This window comes from Lysobacter sp. Soil_N_51 (assembly GCF_057655755.1).
In genome coordinates this window covers 55,415-70,795 of the sequence record NZ_JBDGLR010000005.1, presented here as the reverse complement: position 1 = coordinate 70,795, position 15,381 = coordinate 55,415, and the positions used below count along the sequence as shown (strand labels likewise).

Sequence of the window (15,381 nt, the reverse complement as noted above, 5' to 3'; positions counted from 1 at the left end):
TCTGCAATTGACTCTCTACTGGCACGTGACTTTCAGCTTATAGTTGCCAAGTCCTTAGCCAGACTCGGCCTGTTTTCAGGGTTGGCAAGGAGATCAGCCGCCACCTTAAACGGTAAAGGGAGCAGGGCCCTCCTGGTAGGCACCAATGCTTGGCATCAGCCCGCAGCTCCGCCATTAATCTCATTGACCCTAACAAGGGTTGATAGTCATCCCGTGGAACTCAAGAAAACAGGGGTCAAGAAAACAGGAGTCAGAATGGACTTTCTCAATTCCTTGAGAGAAAGACCACTCTGACCCCTGCTTTTCCTATACCGACCGCTTCGCGGCCTGAGTCAAAGTCTCGTCTCGCGCAAGATCCTGCGAGCTAGTAACCCCCACCCTCTCCTTTTCGATCGCCAGATTCGCGGATATCGTCTTCTGGTCCGACTGTTCAACAGGCGTACTCAGAGCCTGATCCACCGAAACGAATGCCCGCTTGTGCGCCGGATCGTTCAAATCGCCTTGAACCGCAAACACCTGTCCGGACTTTCCAAGAACGACGTGATCCACGCGCGTCAGCGCATTGTCGGACAGCGAATAGCCACCCGATTGGGGATACGCATCGCGGTTGTCGCGACAGGCGGCCAACAACCCACGGCTGATCCTCTCGCTCGCATCGTCGTAAGGCTTGCCTATTCCCTCATCAATCTTCCGCACGCCTGAGCGAATCTGCTCAAGCATTTCTTGATCGGCCGGCCCAAGCAGGCTGGCATCACGTCGCCCGCCGGACTGATTCAGCGCTGGCGGCAAGGGCTCAACCAATCCCGGGCGGTGGTCCGGATGGCCGGGATGGCCTGGGGCAGTGGGCGTAGGAGTCGATTGGCCGGCAGGCAATGGTCGCCCCGGAACGTTGTAGTCCGGGCGATCCAGCTCTCTGGTTCGATCCGGCAGCATCGGCGCCATGCGCAGCGTCGCGTCATCGATATCACCGGTTTGAGGCAGGCCGTGGTCACGTTGAAAATCGAGCAGTGCGCCCTGCATGTTCAACCTGTAGACACCGTCGCGATCCAGCGGCCGATCTCCAACGGCTCTATATCCCTCATCAGCCATGACCCGCTGTAAGTCTTTGACCCGCTCTGCCGATTCACCGAGGCGAATAACGCCATCGTCGACCACCGGCACTGGCTGCACGCCCACCCTATGCGCCGCCTCCAACGGAAGTCGTCCACTGGTCAGGTCACCGATGTAGTTCTCGTATTGTTGGTAGTAGCGAGTGTCCACTTCCAGGTGGACATGCTTGGCGCCCGTTTTGACATTGCTCTGCGTCCCCAATGATTGCCCGTATTCGATCGTCTGATCCGCGGACACCGCTATGTCGCTCATATGGCGGACGCGGGCGATGACGTCGCCATCCTTCCGATCGTAGATATCGACCAACCCTTGCGCCGCGTCCACTCGCCCTACATAACCCGCGAACGGGGATGGAACAGGCACGTCCCTGGCGTTGTCGCTCATGGTTGGGTGACCGGGGTGCTCGATGATGAAATCCTTCTTGAGCAACACCTGATCCGACTTCAACCCGTAGCTGTTTCCCGGTCTAGCCGATTCAATTTCCTGAATTTCGCCGCCGACATAGGCGTGCCGTCTGCCAGCCTCTCCGCGAACGACTACCCCATCGACCATGCGGGCATTTCTATTGTCGCTCGGATGATGGGTCACCAAACTGTCGAAGTCGGTTACGGGCTCGTTGACCGTCAAACCTTTCTGGATGACGCGGTAAGTCGTGCGCGTCGTATCGTTCATCGGGCATCCCTCCCCCTCACTACTCGCCTCAACGGCACCTGTTGTAGGTCGTGGATCGCTCGCCATCCGTAACGGTCAGGTAGTCGCCGCTCAGGACATAGATATCCACGACCGGGCCTTTATCTTCGTCGTGCTCCTCTATCGCCTCGATACGCCACGCCTTCGGCGCCGCAGAAATCTGCTGGACCTTCTTCGGCGTATCGGAGTGTTCGTAGCCTTGCAGCAGGCGGGCGGCGATCGTGAAACCGGCGTCGCTGTCATAAGTCAGCGGCAATTTGCAGGGATTGGGACCTGGCTCCCATTGACCGATGAGTGCGGCGGGATAGGACGATCCCAGACTTTTCTGCGCGGCGCTTATCTTGACGGCGCCCGGTGTCGCCTCGGGGCCTTTGGCTAGCGAGCAGGCGGGCAACAATAAAAATAACGTGAGCATGCATCCCACTATATTTCCAATTCGCATGTCGATCGCCTTGGGAGGTGTCGTTGCTTTTAGGGGAGAACGAAGCGGATTTTTCGAGGATGTACATTCAGCAAAGGGCATGGCTTTCTCTTCCATGCTTGCGAAGTTGCCTTAGTACGGCGAGCTAAACAAGGCTCAATTTTAGTTGACCGACTCCACTGATTTATCAAACACGAGAACCAGAGAGCGCTGGAGGGGGTAGAGTGGCATTTCTCATGCAATAGGGAGAAAGACTAGTCTGTCCCCTATCTCTGGACTCCTGTTTTTCCGTCCGCTAGAACCGCCCGACTTTGGCGATCCTGTTCTTCGCCGCGTCCTCACCCACGCGATGAATCAGAAGAGGATCGTGCAGGTCTCTGCCGCCCGCCGGTACTCTTCCGCGTACCGGAGAAGACCAAAAGGAGTAGTTCTCCCGGGGTCATCAACAGGAACATGCTCCAACCCCATAGCCTCTCCTTGACTGATGCACTGAAAGCTCGATTCTTCGAAACAGAGCCAGAGTGAAATTTAGAAAATCTACTCTGACCCCTGTTTTTCTAATATTAAAATGGTAGCGGCCACGACCACGGCTCCGGGAAGGATCGCAAGGCCATCCGCCAATGACCAATCGTGCATCCTCATGCAAACCGTCATGCGCGTACCGACATAAAGACCAATCGGCCCCATACCTCCATCTTTCAATACTTATTTTTGCGGCCCCGGAAGGAGTAATGGCGCCGGTAAAAACTGAACCCCGCCAATTCTGAAAAGAATTGGCACGAATTCAGCCCCCCCAAATACCGTGTATGGGCGCCCCCAATGCAAGGAAAATATTCGTTGTGATGAATTCGGAATATTAGTAGTACGAGTTTCTCCGGGCGCTGTATATATAAACAACCAATCGCCCACCTCCACCTGCCCAGTACCGAACCACAACATATTATCCCTCAAAGGCACTGCTGAACCCGCATTGCCTCGCACACCAAGCATTAGCCCATAACTTGCCAGATTTACACTCTGCAAAACTTGAACAACAATTCTTTCGAGATTTGGAACACCGCCGTCATAGACGCCAAAGAGCTTGAGCTCGGCGATCTCAAAAATACTCACGACATCCTCCCCTGCTTCGGCCACAACACCACATATATCAGTAGAGCGCCTCCCGCACCGCCAACTAGAAGAGCGGGAACCTGCAGGTTATTTTTAATTAGATCAACTCCTATACCTAGAAGCACAGTACCAAAGAAGATGCCTGCCTGCTTAAATTTGCCAGTTTGACTCATCATATCCAGCCTAGCCTTGCATCTAGCATCTTCTATTTTTAAACTTGTTATCTCGCTATTTGCATGCTCAAGCTTATCTGAAAGATCCACAGCCCTATTATTCGCCTCTTCCAACCGGTGCTCCAAACCTCTTAGATGAGCAAGGAGCATTCGACTGGCGACATCTCCCCCGAGACTTCGCGAATATTCAGGCAGTAACCCGTTCACCATATCCGCAACAGAGGACGTACTCATTGGAGGCGCGACAATGGTCGCGAGCATTACCTCTCCTGATTTCTGCGAACCGTCGACACCGCTATCAATCGGGTTTGGAATATCGCTCACTTAAGCCTCCCCAGAGCGGACATCCCGCTCGAATCCATGCGCCCGTCCATCATTGTACGGCCCCGGAAAAATCAAGCCTAGCGAAACATAAGGTCACACATGTGTTCATCACGGCCCTTGGTAAAAAACTGACAGCAGTGGCTCCAAGAGAAGGGGCTCTCTGCCTTTAGATAAATTAGCCTTCTAGTTTTCCGACTCATCCTTGAAGGGCCGCTCAAGTTTAGCCAGCCCTTTTCGATCCAGCTCGACGACTTGATCTCCAATCTTCAATTTTAATGCAGCAGCCCCTCCCAGCAACGCTTGTGCAAGTTGCGTTGCAGGCATCATTGGATCTTCTGCCCGGCTTGTATGAGCTTCGAATAATCCCGCGGATAGCTTTACCAGTAAGGTCTCAGGATAACCACCCGCACTAGCGTCTTTACGCCACTCAAAAACCGTCTCAGCAAGCCAGGAGGCTCTTTCTATATCTAACCGAAACTGCTGCAATCTCAATTCTGCGTCTGCAATCTTCTGAAACCAGCGATTTTGCCATTTCAAGAACCAAATACCCAAGCCGATTGCCGTCGCAGTCAAAAGCCCAGACTTTATATACGACGCGATTTCCCCATTTATAGAACCTGCAGAGCTCGCACCGTAAAACACCGCAAGCGATAAAATCAGAACTATCAATGCCGCACAAATTATCAAAACCTTCCAATACTCAACCGACGTCGCTTTAGAAACAACAAAATTATCGAGCCGCGTTTGAGTCAAAGATAGCAAACTCTCTCTAATGGAGCGACGAACATGGGTATTATCTCTGTCGTCTAGCCTTTTTTTCAATTCATCTAAGCGCGCCTCATCTTCAATCAGCCCTAAACGTCGGGATTCATACTCATCTTCGAGCTTCTTACGTCTCGCCTCACCCTCCTCCATGACAGACTGCCGAAGAGAGTCCGTATCAGAATGCAGTGTCTTGTTTCTTTCAGCGAAATCCGATTCAAGCTTTCTCTGGTTATCGATTGCGCTATCCACAAGCCGCTTATGCATTGTTTCTAAAGAACGAACTATTTCCAACCTTTCACGCATCACATCGTCACGCGCACCGACAACCCCATTTAGCCCATCGACGATAAGGCCCTGGCATCGGTGAAAAATCGAAGTGAGCAATTCTAATTTCTCAGAGGCCAACCCATTTGAGTGCCTTGCATGGCTATCTCTTGCCGCCAACGAAGCAACATCGCCGGTTTCTAGCGTTTTCCGAACGTAATGCAACGCCAATCCAGAACCAGACTCCTGCAGAACCGCCGAGTCTAAACTTTTCCCGTCATATGACGAGATTTGCTCCAATACTTGACCAGCTATCGGAACACCTTTTGTACTAAAAGTCGCTTTCCATCCGTATTCTTCGCTTAGAGTCGTGAAAATACGCACTAACTCTCTGTCGCTCAGCACTATTACTGCCGCCTCAAAGACATCAACCATAGCCCCTCCGTATAGATACCATCCGGCCTTCGATATCTACTTTTCAGATATCCGAAATTGCGTATTAGTGTTGTGTTCCCTGCCAATCCAACTAAGCAAGGAGCACCGTTATGCCTCACTCAAATCCAACGACTATCCCAGTCAACCTGTTGCTCCAGTTGCTGCGAACCAGTCCCGCTCAGCACAAGTCAGCGGGGCATCTTGCGAAACTCGATCCACTAGCACTCGATCACCTCCACGCAAAAGCTTCTGACCTGCATCACCGCGCGATCGACGAGGCCCGCGACTTGCTCGACATCGCACTGGAGTCGTTGGAGCTCTCCTTATCTTTAGAACACCAACGCCGTTTGATCGAACGAGCGGACGACGAGTTGGCATCCGCCCAGCGCTGGGGCGAGTTAGCGGCGAACGCACGATTCTGCTTGCAGCGGCCTGAGTTGGCGCAGCAGTTGGCGGGGGATGCGCGGGCGGCGGGTTGGGGGGATGCGGCGGGCGATGGCGGAAAGCGGTCGCGCGGGCGGGAGCGTTCGGCCGGGTGAGTGGTGCGGGTGGTAGGGGTTCGTGGTCGCGGCTCACGCCGCTCCTACAGGGGGGGTGCTCAGCCCACGAACCAGAAGACGATGCGTTCCGCGCCGGATGACTGCAGTTTGATCAGGTCGGGCAGAAAGTGTTCGTCGAGGAATTCGCGGTAGGTGGCTTCGGCGCAGTTCGGGCCGCGGCCGCCTTGCTGGAATCGCAAAGGTGCGTCGTAGCCGAAGGCGAGCAGCTCTTCCAGGCTCAGCCAGGAATGCATCGTCGCGTCGCCTTCTTGAAGGTCTGCCTTGTATGCGACGTAGGCGCTGACATCGGCAGGCAGGCCGCGCGGTTCGCTGACGGGCACGATGTTGAACGAATTGCGCGCGCCAGCGAGGAAGCTGTAGCGCCAGTAGTTGCGCTGGTCCAGGTCCTTCGGTGTGGGGAGTTTCTGGAAGGTGCCTTCGCTATCGCGGCGTTCGGGGTAGAGATAGAGGTCGCAGCCCATGGGTGGGTCCTTGCGGCGGGCGTTGGGTGATTCGTCGTCGAAAATAGGGGTCAGAGTGGACTTTCTCATGCAATAGAGAGAAAGACTACTCTGCCCCCTGTTTGCTCCGACCGAAGCAAATCCAGCAGGGCGCCGCCCCTGTAGGGAGATACGAGACTACGCGACGGCTTAGTTGTCGAACCAGAAGACCAGGCGCTTGGCGCCCAGGGCTTGGATGTCGCGCAGTTCCTGCAGGAAGTCGTCGTCGAGCAGTTCGCGGTAGGTGGACTCGGTGCAGCGGGGGTCGCGGCCGTGTTCGCCGAAGTACAGCGGCTGGTCGTAGTCGAAGGTCAGCAGTTCGTTGACCGTAAGCCAGAAATGGGAGTGGCCGTCGACGTCCCAGTCGTCGGACTGCTGGCGCACGGTGGCGCTGTCGTCGTACGGCAGGCCGCGGGGTGAGCTGAGCGGAATGATGTTGGCCCAGTTGCGGACGCCGGCGAGGAAGGCGAAGCGGGTGTAGATGCGCGTGCCCAAAGGGTAGTCGTAGGGGTGTTGGGGGATTTCCACGTAGCGGCCTTGGTCGTCGCGGCGTTCGAGGTGGACGTGGATGTCGCAGCCCATGGTGGGGTCCTTGCGGTGGGTTGCCTGGAGGTGCGGCGTTGGTGTTGGTTCGCGGTCGCGGCTTGCGTCGCTCCTACAGGGAGCAGTGCGAGTTGCGCAGGTATGCGCGGTATCGCTCGGCCCTACGGGTTGTCTGACGCCTGGCTTGTTCTGCGCGATTTGGCGACTGCGGCCGCTACCGACAATGACACCGCCGCCATGGCGGCCCAGGCGCCGAACGTGAATCGGCCCCATACCCACCAAGCGCCGAGTCCGTACACGGTTGCGAATGCCAGGCAAACCACGATCGCGAGGCGTGGCGCTCGCAGCAAGGCGACGATCGCCAGGATTCCGAGCACGCCCGCGCCGGTCCAGACCGCTTGCGCCATGGGGCCGGCGGCGTACAGGTTTTGAATCGCGGGGAATTGTTTCGGCAGGACGCCGAGCAACAGGCCCAGGGCGGTGGTGAGCGGGCCGAAGGAGAGGAAGGCCACCAATGCGACGGCGAATCGGGTTGCGAGTGAGCCGGCGGGCGGCGGCGGTGGGGCGTCGTTGGGCGCGGGCGGTGGTGTGCTCATCGGATATCCCTATTCGGAGCTTTAGGTTTGGGTGGTGCTGCGCTCTGGCGTAGGTTACGGCGTTGTTGCGGGTTCGCGGTCGCGGCTTGCGCCGCTCCTACAGGGTGCTTCGGGGTTGCGCGGCGAACGGGTGGTCAGCGGCCGCCGTGTACGGGTTTGTGGGCGCGTACGGCCATGACTACGCCTAGTCCTGCTAGCAGCGATACGGCGGAGGTGCCACCGTAGCTCAGCAACGGCATCGGCACGCCGACCACCGGCAGCAGGCCGGAAATCATGCCGCCGTTGACGATGACGTAGACGAAGAACGCCAACCCTAATGCCCCGGCGATCAATCGCGAGTAGCCGTCGCGCGCGTCGGCGGCGATCCACAGGCAGCGGCCTACGACGAACAGGTACAGGCCCAGTACGGTGATCACCCCGACCCAGCCGAATTCTTCGCTGAGCACGGCGAAGATGAAGTCGGTGGTGTGTTCGGGCAGGTAGTTGAGGTGCGATTGCGAGCCTTGCAGCCAGCCTTTGCCGGTCATGCCGCCGGCGCCGATCGCGATCTTGGACTGGATGATGTTCCAGCCGGTGCCCAGCGGGTCGGTCTCGGGGTTGAGGAAGGTCAGGATGCGGTCTTTCTGGTACGGGCGCAGCAGCCAGAACCAGGCGACGGGCGCGATCGCGGAGACGCCACCGAACGCGGCGGCGAACCACCACCACGACAGGCCGGCGAGGTACAAGGCGAATGCGCCGCTGATGCCGACCAGCATCGCGGTGCCAAAGTCGGGTTGCAGCAGGATCAGCACGGTCGGCACGCCGATCAGCACGGCGGCGACGATCACATTGAAGAATTTCGGCGGCAGCGCCTGACGGTTGAGGTACCACGCCACCATCATCGGCAGGCTCAGCTTGAGCAGTTCGGCCGGCTGGAAGTAGAAAATTTTCAGGTCGATCCAGTGGCGGCCGTGCTTGCCGGTGCCGATCACCAGCACCAGCAGCAGCGGGATCATCGACGCGGCGTAGATCACCGGGGTCCAGTTGCGCAGCTGCGGCATCGACATGCGCGACAGGCCCCACATCGCGGCCAGGCCGATGACGAAGCGCGAGCCCTGCGCCAGCACCATGCGCATCGAGTGTTCGCCCGCGCTGTACAGCACCGCCAGGCCGATCGCCATCAACGCGATCAAGGCGGCGAGCATCATCAGGTCCAGCGTGCGGGTGAAGCGCTGGGTCATGTCCCACAGGTAGCGCAGGATCACTTTCACTGGCGCGGCCCCGTGGTCGGTGCCGTCACCGGTGCCGCGTCGTCGTCGGCCGCATCGGGGTCGAGGTCGGGTTCGATCAGCGCGTCGTCGCTGCGCGGCGCGTCGCTCGGCGTCTGCTCCGGCACGTAGCCGGGCAAGGCCGGGCGCAGCATCGAGGGGCCTTGCAACACTTGCGGGGTGTGACCGGGTTGGTTGGCGACGCGCGCGTTGATCTGCGCGACCGATTCGGCCCAGGCGCCGTTGACCGCGACGGCGCGGCCCTTGGGCGCGTCCTGTTCGGCCTGCGCGGCGGCTTCGCCGAGTTTGGAGGTGGCGCTGGGCTTGGGCGCGGCGCCGTTGGCGGCCAGCGGCGCGACGGTCGGCGCGGGCGCGTCCTTCGGCACGATCGGTTCGGGCATCTTGCCGAGCAGCCAGGCGTCGAAAATCTTGCGCGCGATCGGCGCGGCGGTGCTGCCGCCGTAGCCGCCGTGTTCGACCACCACCGCGACCGCGATGGTCGGGTTGTCGGCCGGCGCGTAGCCGACGAACAGCGCTTGATGGCGCAGATGGAACGGCAGCGAATGCGGATTCATGCTGACGTTGCCCTTGCGGCTGACCTTCTGCGCGGTGCCGGTCTTGCCGGCCATGCGGTACGGCGCGCCGCGCGCCATCATCGTCGCGGTGCCGCGGCCGCCGTGGATGGTCGCTTCCATGCCTTCGTGCACGGCTTGCAGATGCGCGGGGTTGTCGGTGATACGGGTGGTGGGTTGCAGCACCTTGGGCACCCACGGCGATTCGTAACCGGTGCGGATCTCGCGCACCAGATGCAGCTGGCGCAGGTTGCCGCCATCGGCGATCGCGGCGGTGCCGCGCGCGAGTTGCAGCGCGGTCACCACCCAATAGCCCTGGCCGATGCCGGCGATCACGGTCTCGCCCGGGTACCAGCCTTCTTTCTTCTTGTTGTTTTTCGCCTTCCACGCCGGCGACGGCAGGATGCCGATGTTTTCGCCGGCCAGGTCGATGCCGGTCTTCTGGCCGAAGCCATAGCGCGTCATGTACTGATCGACGCGATCGATGCCCATCTCCAGCGCGAGCTTGTAGTAGTAGGTGTTGACCGACTGCGCGATCGATTCGCGCAAGTCCACCCAACCATGGCCGCCGCCGTGCGAATCGCGATAGCCGCGCTTCTGCCCGGCGATGTGGAATTCGCCGGTCGACAAGGTCTTGTCTTCGGCGCGGCGGAAGCCGCTGTCGAGGCCGGCCAGGGCCATGAACGGTTTCATGGTGGACCCCGGCGGGCCGCCGCCGAGCACGTTGCGGTTGAACTGCGGACGCGAGGGGTCGTCGTTGAGGGTCTTGTAGTCGACGCTGGAAATGCCGTTGACGAACAGATTGCTGTCGTAGCTCGGCAGGCTGACCATGCCGAGCACTTCGCCGGTGCGCGGGTCGACCGCGACCGCCGAGCCGTCCATGTCGCCGAACGCGGTGACCATCGCGCGCTGCAGATCCAGGTCGATGCTCAGGCGCAGGTCGGCGCCGGGCTTGGCCGGGACGTGGCCGACCTGGCGGATCGGGCGGCCGTCGACGTTGGTCTCGATCTGCTCGTAACCGATCTGGCCGCGCAATTGTTCTTCGTAGGAGCGTTCCAGGCCGGTCTTGCCGGTGTGGGTCAGCACGCTGCGCCCCATCGCCTCCTGGTCCTTGGTGTCGATGCGGCCGACGTAGCCGATCACGTGCGCGAACAATTCGCCGTAGGGATAGCGGCGATTGAGGTAGGAGACCAGTTCGACGCCGGGGAAACGCCAACGGTCGACCGCGAACGCGGCGACTTCCTCGTCGCTGACACGCATCTTCAGGACGATCGGCTTGAATCCGCGCGAGGCGCGGCGTTCGTCTTCGAACCGCGCGATGTCCTCGGGTGTCAGCGCGACCACCTTGGCCAGCTGCGGCAGCCAGTCTTCGCTGTCGCCGGCTTCGCTGGGGGTGACTTCAATCCGGAACGCCGGCACGTTGTCGGCCAGGATGCGGCCCTGGCGGTCGTAGATCAGGCCGCGGCCGGGCACCACCGGGCGCAGCTTGACCCGGTTGGCCTCCGACCGCATGGCGTAGTCGTCGTGTTGCCACACCTGCAGGCGGAAGTACCAGAAGCCCAGGCCGATCACCGCGACCAGCACGCAGGCGAAGGCGACGGCGGCGCGCAGGCGGAACTGGTCGGCCTCGGCCGCGGTGTTCTTCAGCACCCGCTTTTTCAGCGGATGACGTCCGAGCAGGCGGCGGCGCGGGCCCATCTCAGCGTCTCCGCCAGCTGCCCAGACGCAGCGCGTCCAGCAGCAGGAAGATCAACGGCCACAGCAGCATGCCGGTCAGCGGCGAGAACCAGAACGCCGACGGCAGCGCCGGTTCGCGCAGGACCATATGGATGGCGGCGGTGACGATGCGGTCGTTGAGCATCAGACCGCCGACCGCGAGCGCCTGCTGCGACAGCGGGAAGAACCGCAGCCGCGCGCGGAAGCGCTGCAGGATGAAGGTCATCACCACCAGCCGCAGCGCTTGTTCGCCAAGCAGGCCGTCGGAGACGAGGTCGCCGGCCAGGCCGACCAGAAACGCGAAGCCCAGGCCGACCCGGTCGGGGTCTTCGATCACCCAGTACGCCAGCACCAGCCCGACCCAGTACGGCCGCAGCGGCAGCAGCGCCTGCGGCATCGGCAGCAGGCTCAGCGCCAGCGCGACGACCAGGCTGGTCGGCAACACCCAATGGTGGCGGGCGCGGGTCACGGGCGGTTCTCGGCGGGCGGCGGCGCGGCGTCGCGCGTGGGCGCGGCGGCGGGCGGGCGGGTGGTGGTCGGTGCGGTTTGCGCGCGACGCGATGCGGGTGCGTTCGCGGCGGTGCCGGTGGCGGGCTGGCGCGGGTTACGGCTGGCGGCGGTTTGATTGGCCGCGGCGCGCGTGCCGTTCGTGGTGTTGCTTGCGGCAGGTGCGTTGGTTGCGCTCGCGCCTGGACGCGCGGCGCCTGCGGCCGTATTGGCCGCAGCCGTGGCCGTGGCCGGCGGCTTGGATTTCCTCGCGCTGTGCTTCGCCGCGGCGGCCGCGACCGCTGCGGCGGCTTCGGCCGCGGCACGGGTCGCCGCGGCCTGCGCGGCCGGGCTCGACGCCGCCTGGGCTTCGGGCAGCGCGGGCTGGGTGTCGAACTGGGTGAGGTCGGCCGGCGGCGGCGGGATCGACAGCAGCACCAGCACTTCGCGGCCGCGATCGAGCTGCGCGGCGGGTTTCACTTCGCCGACCAGGAACGCGCGGCTGTCGTCGGGTTTGAGCGCGGCGATGGTGCCGACCGGGAAACCCGGCGGAAAGCGCCCGCCCAGGCCCGAGGTCACCAGCATGTCGCCGACGCGCACGTCGCTGGACAGCGGCACGCTGCGCAGGTTGAGGCTGTCGCTGCGGCCTTCGCCGTACGCGACCAGACGCACGCCGTTGCGCGCGACCACCACCGGCACCGCATGCGAGGGGTCGGTTATCAGCAGCACGCTGGCATGCAGCGGGGTGATGCCGGTGATCTGGCCGAGCAAGCCACCGGCATCGATCACGCTCTGGCCCACGCGCACCTTGTCGCGGCTGCCGGCGTCGAGCACGAGGCGCTGGCGGGTGGGATCGAGGTCGATATCGAGGATCGGCGCGAGCACCACGTCCAGATTGCCGCGCTCGGCCGCTTCCAGCAGACCGCGCAAACGCAGGTTATCGGCGGCGATCGACTGCAATCGCGCCATGCGCGCCTGGTTGACCAGCGCCTCGTTGCGCAGCTTGCGGTTTTCCTCGGTCAGCTGGCTCATGGTGCCGGCGTCGTCGCTGACCCGCTCGATCAGCCGCCCTGGCCAGCCGGCGACCGCCCACAGCGGCGCGACCAGGGTCGCGGTCTGCTTGCGCGCTTGATTGAGCCAGCCGCCGCGGTGATCGAGCACGATCAGGGTCAGCGCCAACGCCAGGTACGCCATCAGGCGCAACGTGTCGGCGACTTCGCCGCTACGGGCTGCGGTGGATGGACCGGCGTAGGGGGGCATTGGGGCCGGGAGTCGGGGTTCGGGAGTCGGGATTCGTAGAAGCGAGAACGCAGCGACGGATCGCTGCGCGCGCTTGCGAGGTAACTGCTGACACTAACGCCTGAGCGTCGAAGGAACCAGACGCGACGAACGGGCTTTTACGATTCCCGATTCCCCACTCCCGATTCCCGGCTCCACTCACTCCGGCGCGAAAAACTCGTTGCCGTGCATGTCGACCAGCTCCAGCGCGCGGCCACCGCCGCGGGCGACGCAGGTCAGCGGATCGTCGGCGACCTGCACGTGCAGGCCGGTTTCCTCGCTGATCAGGCGATCCAGATCGCGCAGCAGCGCGCCGCCGCCGGTGAGCACGATGCCGCGCTCGGCGACGTCGGCGCACAGTTCCGGCGGGGTCTGCTCCAGCGCCAGCTTGATCGCCGCGACGATGCCGGCCAGCGGCTCGCGCAGCGCTTCGAGCACTTCGTTGGAGTTGATCCGCACCATCTTCGGCACGCCCTCGGCGAGGTTGCGGCCGGAGATCTCGATCGTCGCCGCGCGTTCCTGCGGGTAGGCGCAGCCGATCTCGAGCTTGATCCGCTCGGCCGTGGCTTCGCCGATCAGGGTGCCGTAGGTGCGGCGCACGTAGTTGATGATGGATTCGTCGAAGCGGTCGCCGCCGATGCGGACCGACGCCGAATAGACGATGCCGTTGAGCGCGATCACCGCGACCTCGGTGGTGCCGCCGCCGACGTCGACGACCATCGAGCCGCGCGCCTCGGTCACCGGCATGCCGGCACCGATCGCCGCGGCCATCGGTTCTTCGATCAGGTAGACCTCGCGCGCGCCGGCCTCTTCGGCCGATTCCTTGATCGCGCGGCGCTCGACCTGGGTCGAGCCGCAGGGCACGCACACCAGCACGCGCGGGCTCGGGCGCAGGAAGCGCGATTTGTGCACCTTGCGGATGAAATGCTTGAGCATTTCCTCGGTGTAGGTGAAGTCGGCGATGACGCCGTCCTTCATCGGCCGGATCGTGGTGATGTGGCCGGGGGTGCGGCCGAGCATCTGCTTGGCCTCGCCGCCGACCGCCGCCACGGTCCGATTTCCGCCGATCAGCCGGTCCTGGCGCACTGCGACCACGGACGGCTCGTTCAGGACAATCCCTTGCCCGCGCACATAAATGAGGGTGTTGGCCGTGCCCAGGTCGATGGACAGGTCATTGGAGAACATGCCGCGAAACTTCTTGAACATCGGGGGATTGGGCCGTTAAAAGTTGGGGCGAGCGGGGGGCATAAGCCTAGCAACCGCCCCCCCTGCGAGCAAGGAAAATCAACGGTTTCGCTCGACCTGCGCTATTCAGCAAGTGGCTCCGGATCGGGCCCGGCACCCCTGGGGATAACCCTAGGTCGCCGGCCTGTCGCGACCGGTTTCCGGGCCGGTCCCGGGGCCGGGTCGGGAGCGTCCGGCCGGGCCGCCGCGGGACCCTCCCGGTGCCCGCCGGCGCCGGGCCGAGCGCAAAAAACTGGCCGCCCGCGCGCCCACCCGCTACCCTACGCCGCCGGGCGGTCTTTCACCGCCCGCTTTCGCATTCGCGACTTTTTATTTGGGGTGACCATGTCTGCACTGATTTGCGGCTCGCTGGCCTACGACACCATCATGGTGTTCCCGGACCAGTTCAAGAACCACATCCTGCCGGACAAGGTTCACATCTTGAACGTGTCGTTCCTGGTGCCGCGCATGCGCCGCGAGTTCGGCGGCTGCGCCGGCAACATCGCGTACAACCTCAAGCTGCTCGGCGGCGATCCGATTCCGATGGCCACCGTCGGCCAGGATTTCGGTCCGTACCGCGAATGGTTCGAAGAGCAGAAGATCCGCCTTGAGTGCGTCAAGGAAATCCCGGAGCTGTTCACGCCGCAGGCGTTCATCACCACCGATCACGACAACAACCAGATCACCGCGTTCCATCCCGGCGCGATGATGCGTTCGTACGAAAACCACGTGCGCGACGTGAAGGGCGTGACCTTCGGCATCGTCAGCCCCGACGGCCGCGAAGGCATGATCCAGAACGCCACCGAATTCGCGGAATTGGGCATTCCCTTCATCTTCGATCCGGGCCAGGCGATGCCGTTGTTCAACGGCGAAGAGCTGCGTCATTTCATCGAGCAGGCCGACTACGTCACCGTCAACGATTACGAATCCAACCTGCTGCAAGAGCGCACCGGCTGGAGCGAGAGCGACATCGTCAAGCGGGTGAAGGCCTACATCACCACGCGCGGCCCGCACGGCTCGCAGATCCACACCGCCGAGAAGAGCTACGACATCCCGCCGGCGCACGAGCGCCGCGTGACCGATCCGACCGGCTGCGGCGACGCGTTCCGCGCCGGCCTGATCTTCGGCATCGAGAAGGGCTACGACTGGCTGACGATCGGCCGCATGGCCAATCTGATGGGCGCGTTGAAGGTCGAGCATCCGGGCACGCAGAACCAGCGCTTCGATTACGAGGAGTTCGCCGAGCAGTTCCGTCAGCAGTTTGGGTACGCGCTTTAACAGCGGGAATCGGGAGTGGGAGTCGGGAATCGTTAGAGCGGATTCTGGCTTCGGTATACATCGCGATGTGGTGCAGACAATCCCGGCTTCGGCCGGGATTTTTGTTTGTG

15 protein-coding genes are annotated in these 15,381 nt (G+C 62.1%); 2 read left to right on the top strand and 13 right to left on the bottom strand.

Features of this window, described 5'->3' with window-relative positions:
• Positions 1 to 306: 306 nt before the first annotated feature.
• From AC3A4T_RS09970 to AC3A4T_RS09950, 5 genes are all read right to left on the bottom strand, one after another.
• Positions 307 to 1,782, bottom strand: a complete 1,476-nt coding sequence (locus AC3A4T_RS09970) for an XVIPCD domain-containing protein (protein ID WP_487675251.1) — start codon at positions 1,780 to 1,782, stop codon at positions 307 to 309.
• A 28-nt stretch (positions 1,783 to 1,810) separates the two neighbouring features.
• Positions 1,811 to 2,338: a hypothetical protein gene (locus AC3A4T_RS09965; protein WP_487675250.1), complete on the bottom strand. Its 528-nt coding sequence runs from the start codon at positions 2,336 to 2,338 to the stop codon at positions 1,811 to 1,813.
• A 588-nt stretch (positions 2,339 to 2,926) separates the two neighbouring features.
• Positions 2,927 to 3,331 (bottom strand): hypothetical protein, encoded by a 405-nt coding sequence (locus AC3A4T_RS09960; RefSeq protein ID WP_487675249.1) that lies wholly within the window; start codon positions 3,329 to 3,331, stop codon positions 2,927 to 2,929.
• Complete coding sequence (locus AC3A4T_RS09955) at positions 3,328 to 3,828, bottom strand: hypothetical protein (RefSeq protein ID WP_487675248.1); 501 nt, start codon at positions 3,826 to 3,828, stop codon at positions 3,328 to 3,330. Before AC3A4T_RS09955 ends, AC3A4T_RS09960 begins: the two co-directional genes overlap by 4 nt.
• 183 nt (positions 3,829 to 4,011) lie before the next feature.
• Positions 4,012 to 5,292 carry a hypothetical protein gene (locus tag AC3A4T_RS09950; protein WP_487675247.1) on the bottom strand — a complete coding sequence of 427 codons (1,281 nt, stop codon included), beginning with the start codon at positions 5,290 to 5,292 and terminating at the stop codon, positions 4,012 to 4,014.
• A 110-nt stretch (positions 5,293 to 5,402) separates the two neighbouring features.
• Between AC3A4T_RS09950 and AC3A4T_RS09945 the strand changes: the two genes are divergently transcribed.
• The gene (locus AC3A4T_RS09945) at positions 5,403 to 5,831 is read left to right on the top strand and encodes a hypothetical protein (RefSeq protein ID WP_487675246.1); all 429 of its coding nucleotides are present in this window, start codon (positions 5,403 to 5,405) and stop codon (positions 5,829 to 5,831) included.
• A gap of 59 nt (positions 5,832 to 5,890) precedes the next feature.
• Here the strand turns inward: AC3A4T_RS09945 and AC3A4T_RS09940 are convergent, their stop codons facing one another.
• From AC3A4T_RS09940 to AC3A4T_RS09905, 8 genes are all read right to left on the bottom strand, one after another.
• Complete coding sequence (locus AC3A4T_RS09940) at positions 5,891 to 6,313, bottom strand: hypothetical protein (RefSeq protein ID WP_487675245.1); 423 nt, start codon at positions 6,311 to 6,313, stop codon at positions 5,891 to 5,893.
• A gap of 168 nt (positions 6,314 to 6,481) precedes the next feature.
• Positions 6,482 to 6,913, bottom strand: coding sequence for a hypothetical protein (locus tag AC3A4T_RS09935; RefSeq protein ID WP_487675244.1), 432 nt, complete (start codon positions 6,911 to 6,913; stop codon positions 6,482 to 6,484).
• A gap of 122 nt (positions 6,914 to 7,035) precedes the next feature.
• A complete protein-coding gene (locus AC3A4T_RS09930) occupies positions 7,036 to 7,470 on the bottom strand; it encodes a hypothetical protein (RefSeq protein WP_487675243.1) in 435 nt (144 codons plus the stop codon).
• A gap of 134 nt (positions 7,471 to 7,604) precedes the next feature.
• The gene (gene rodA, locus AC3A4T_RS09925; RefSeq protein ID WP_487675242.1) at positions 7,605 to 8,720 is read right to left on the bottom strand and encodes a rod shape-determining protein RodA; all 1,116 of its coding nucleotides are present in this window, start codon (positions 8,718 to 8,720) and stop codon (positions 7,605 to 7,607) included.
• Positions 8,717 to 10,987: a penicillin-binding protein 2 gene (mrdA, locus tag AC3A4T_RS09920; protein WP_487675241.1), complete on the bottom strand. Its 2,271-nt coding sequence runs from the start codon at positions 10,985 to 10,987 to the stop codon at positions 8,717 to 8,719. Before mrdA ends, rodA begins: the two co-directional genes overlap by 4 nt.
• A gap of 1 nt (position 10,988) precedes the next feature.
• Complete coding sequence (gene mreD, locus AC3A4T_RS09915) at positions 10,989 to 11,474, bottom strand: rod shape-determining protein MreD (protein WP_487675240.1); 486 nt, start codon at positions 11,472 to 11,474, stop codon at positions 10,989 to 10,991.
• The gene (gene mreC, locus AC3A4T_RS09910) at positions 11,471 to 12,751 is read right to left on the bottom strand and encodes a rod shape-determining protein MreC (RefSeq protein ID WP_487675239.1); all 1,281 of its coding nucleotides are present in this window, start codon (positions 12,749 to 12,751) and stop codon (positions 11,471 to 11,473) included. The genes mreD and mreC overlap by 4 nt, the downstream gene beginning before the upstream one ends.
• Positions 12,752 to 12,928: 177 nt before the next feature.
• Positions 12,929 to 13,975 carry a rod shape-determining protein gene (locus AC3A4T_RS09905; protein ID WP_046658019.1) on the bottom strand — a complete coding sequence of 349 codons (1,047 nt, stop codon included), beginning with the start codon at positions 13,973 to 13,975 and terminating at the stop codon, positions 12,929 to 12,931.
• 363 nt (positions 13,976 to 14,338) lie between these two features.
• Between AC3A4T_RS09905 and AC3A4T_RS09900 the strand changes: the two genes are divergently transcribed.
• Positions 14,339 to 15,271 (top strand): carbohydrate kinase family protein, encoded by a 933-nt coding sequence (locus tag AC3A4T_RS09900; RefSeq protein ID WP_036101619.1) that lies wholly within the window; start codon positions 14,339 to 14,341, stop codon positions 15,269 to 15,271.
• Positions 15,272 to 15,381: the final 110 nt, after the last annotated feature.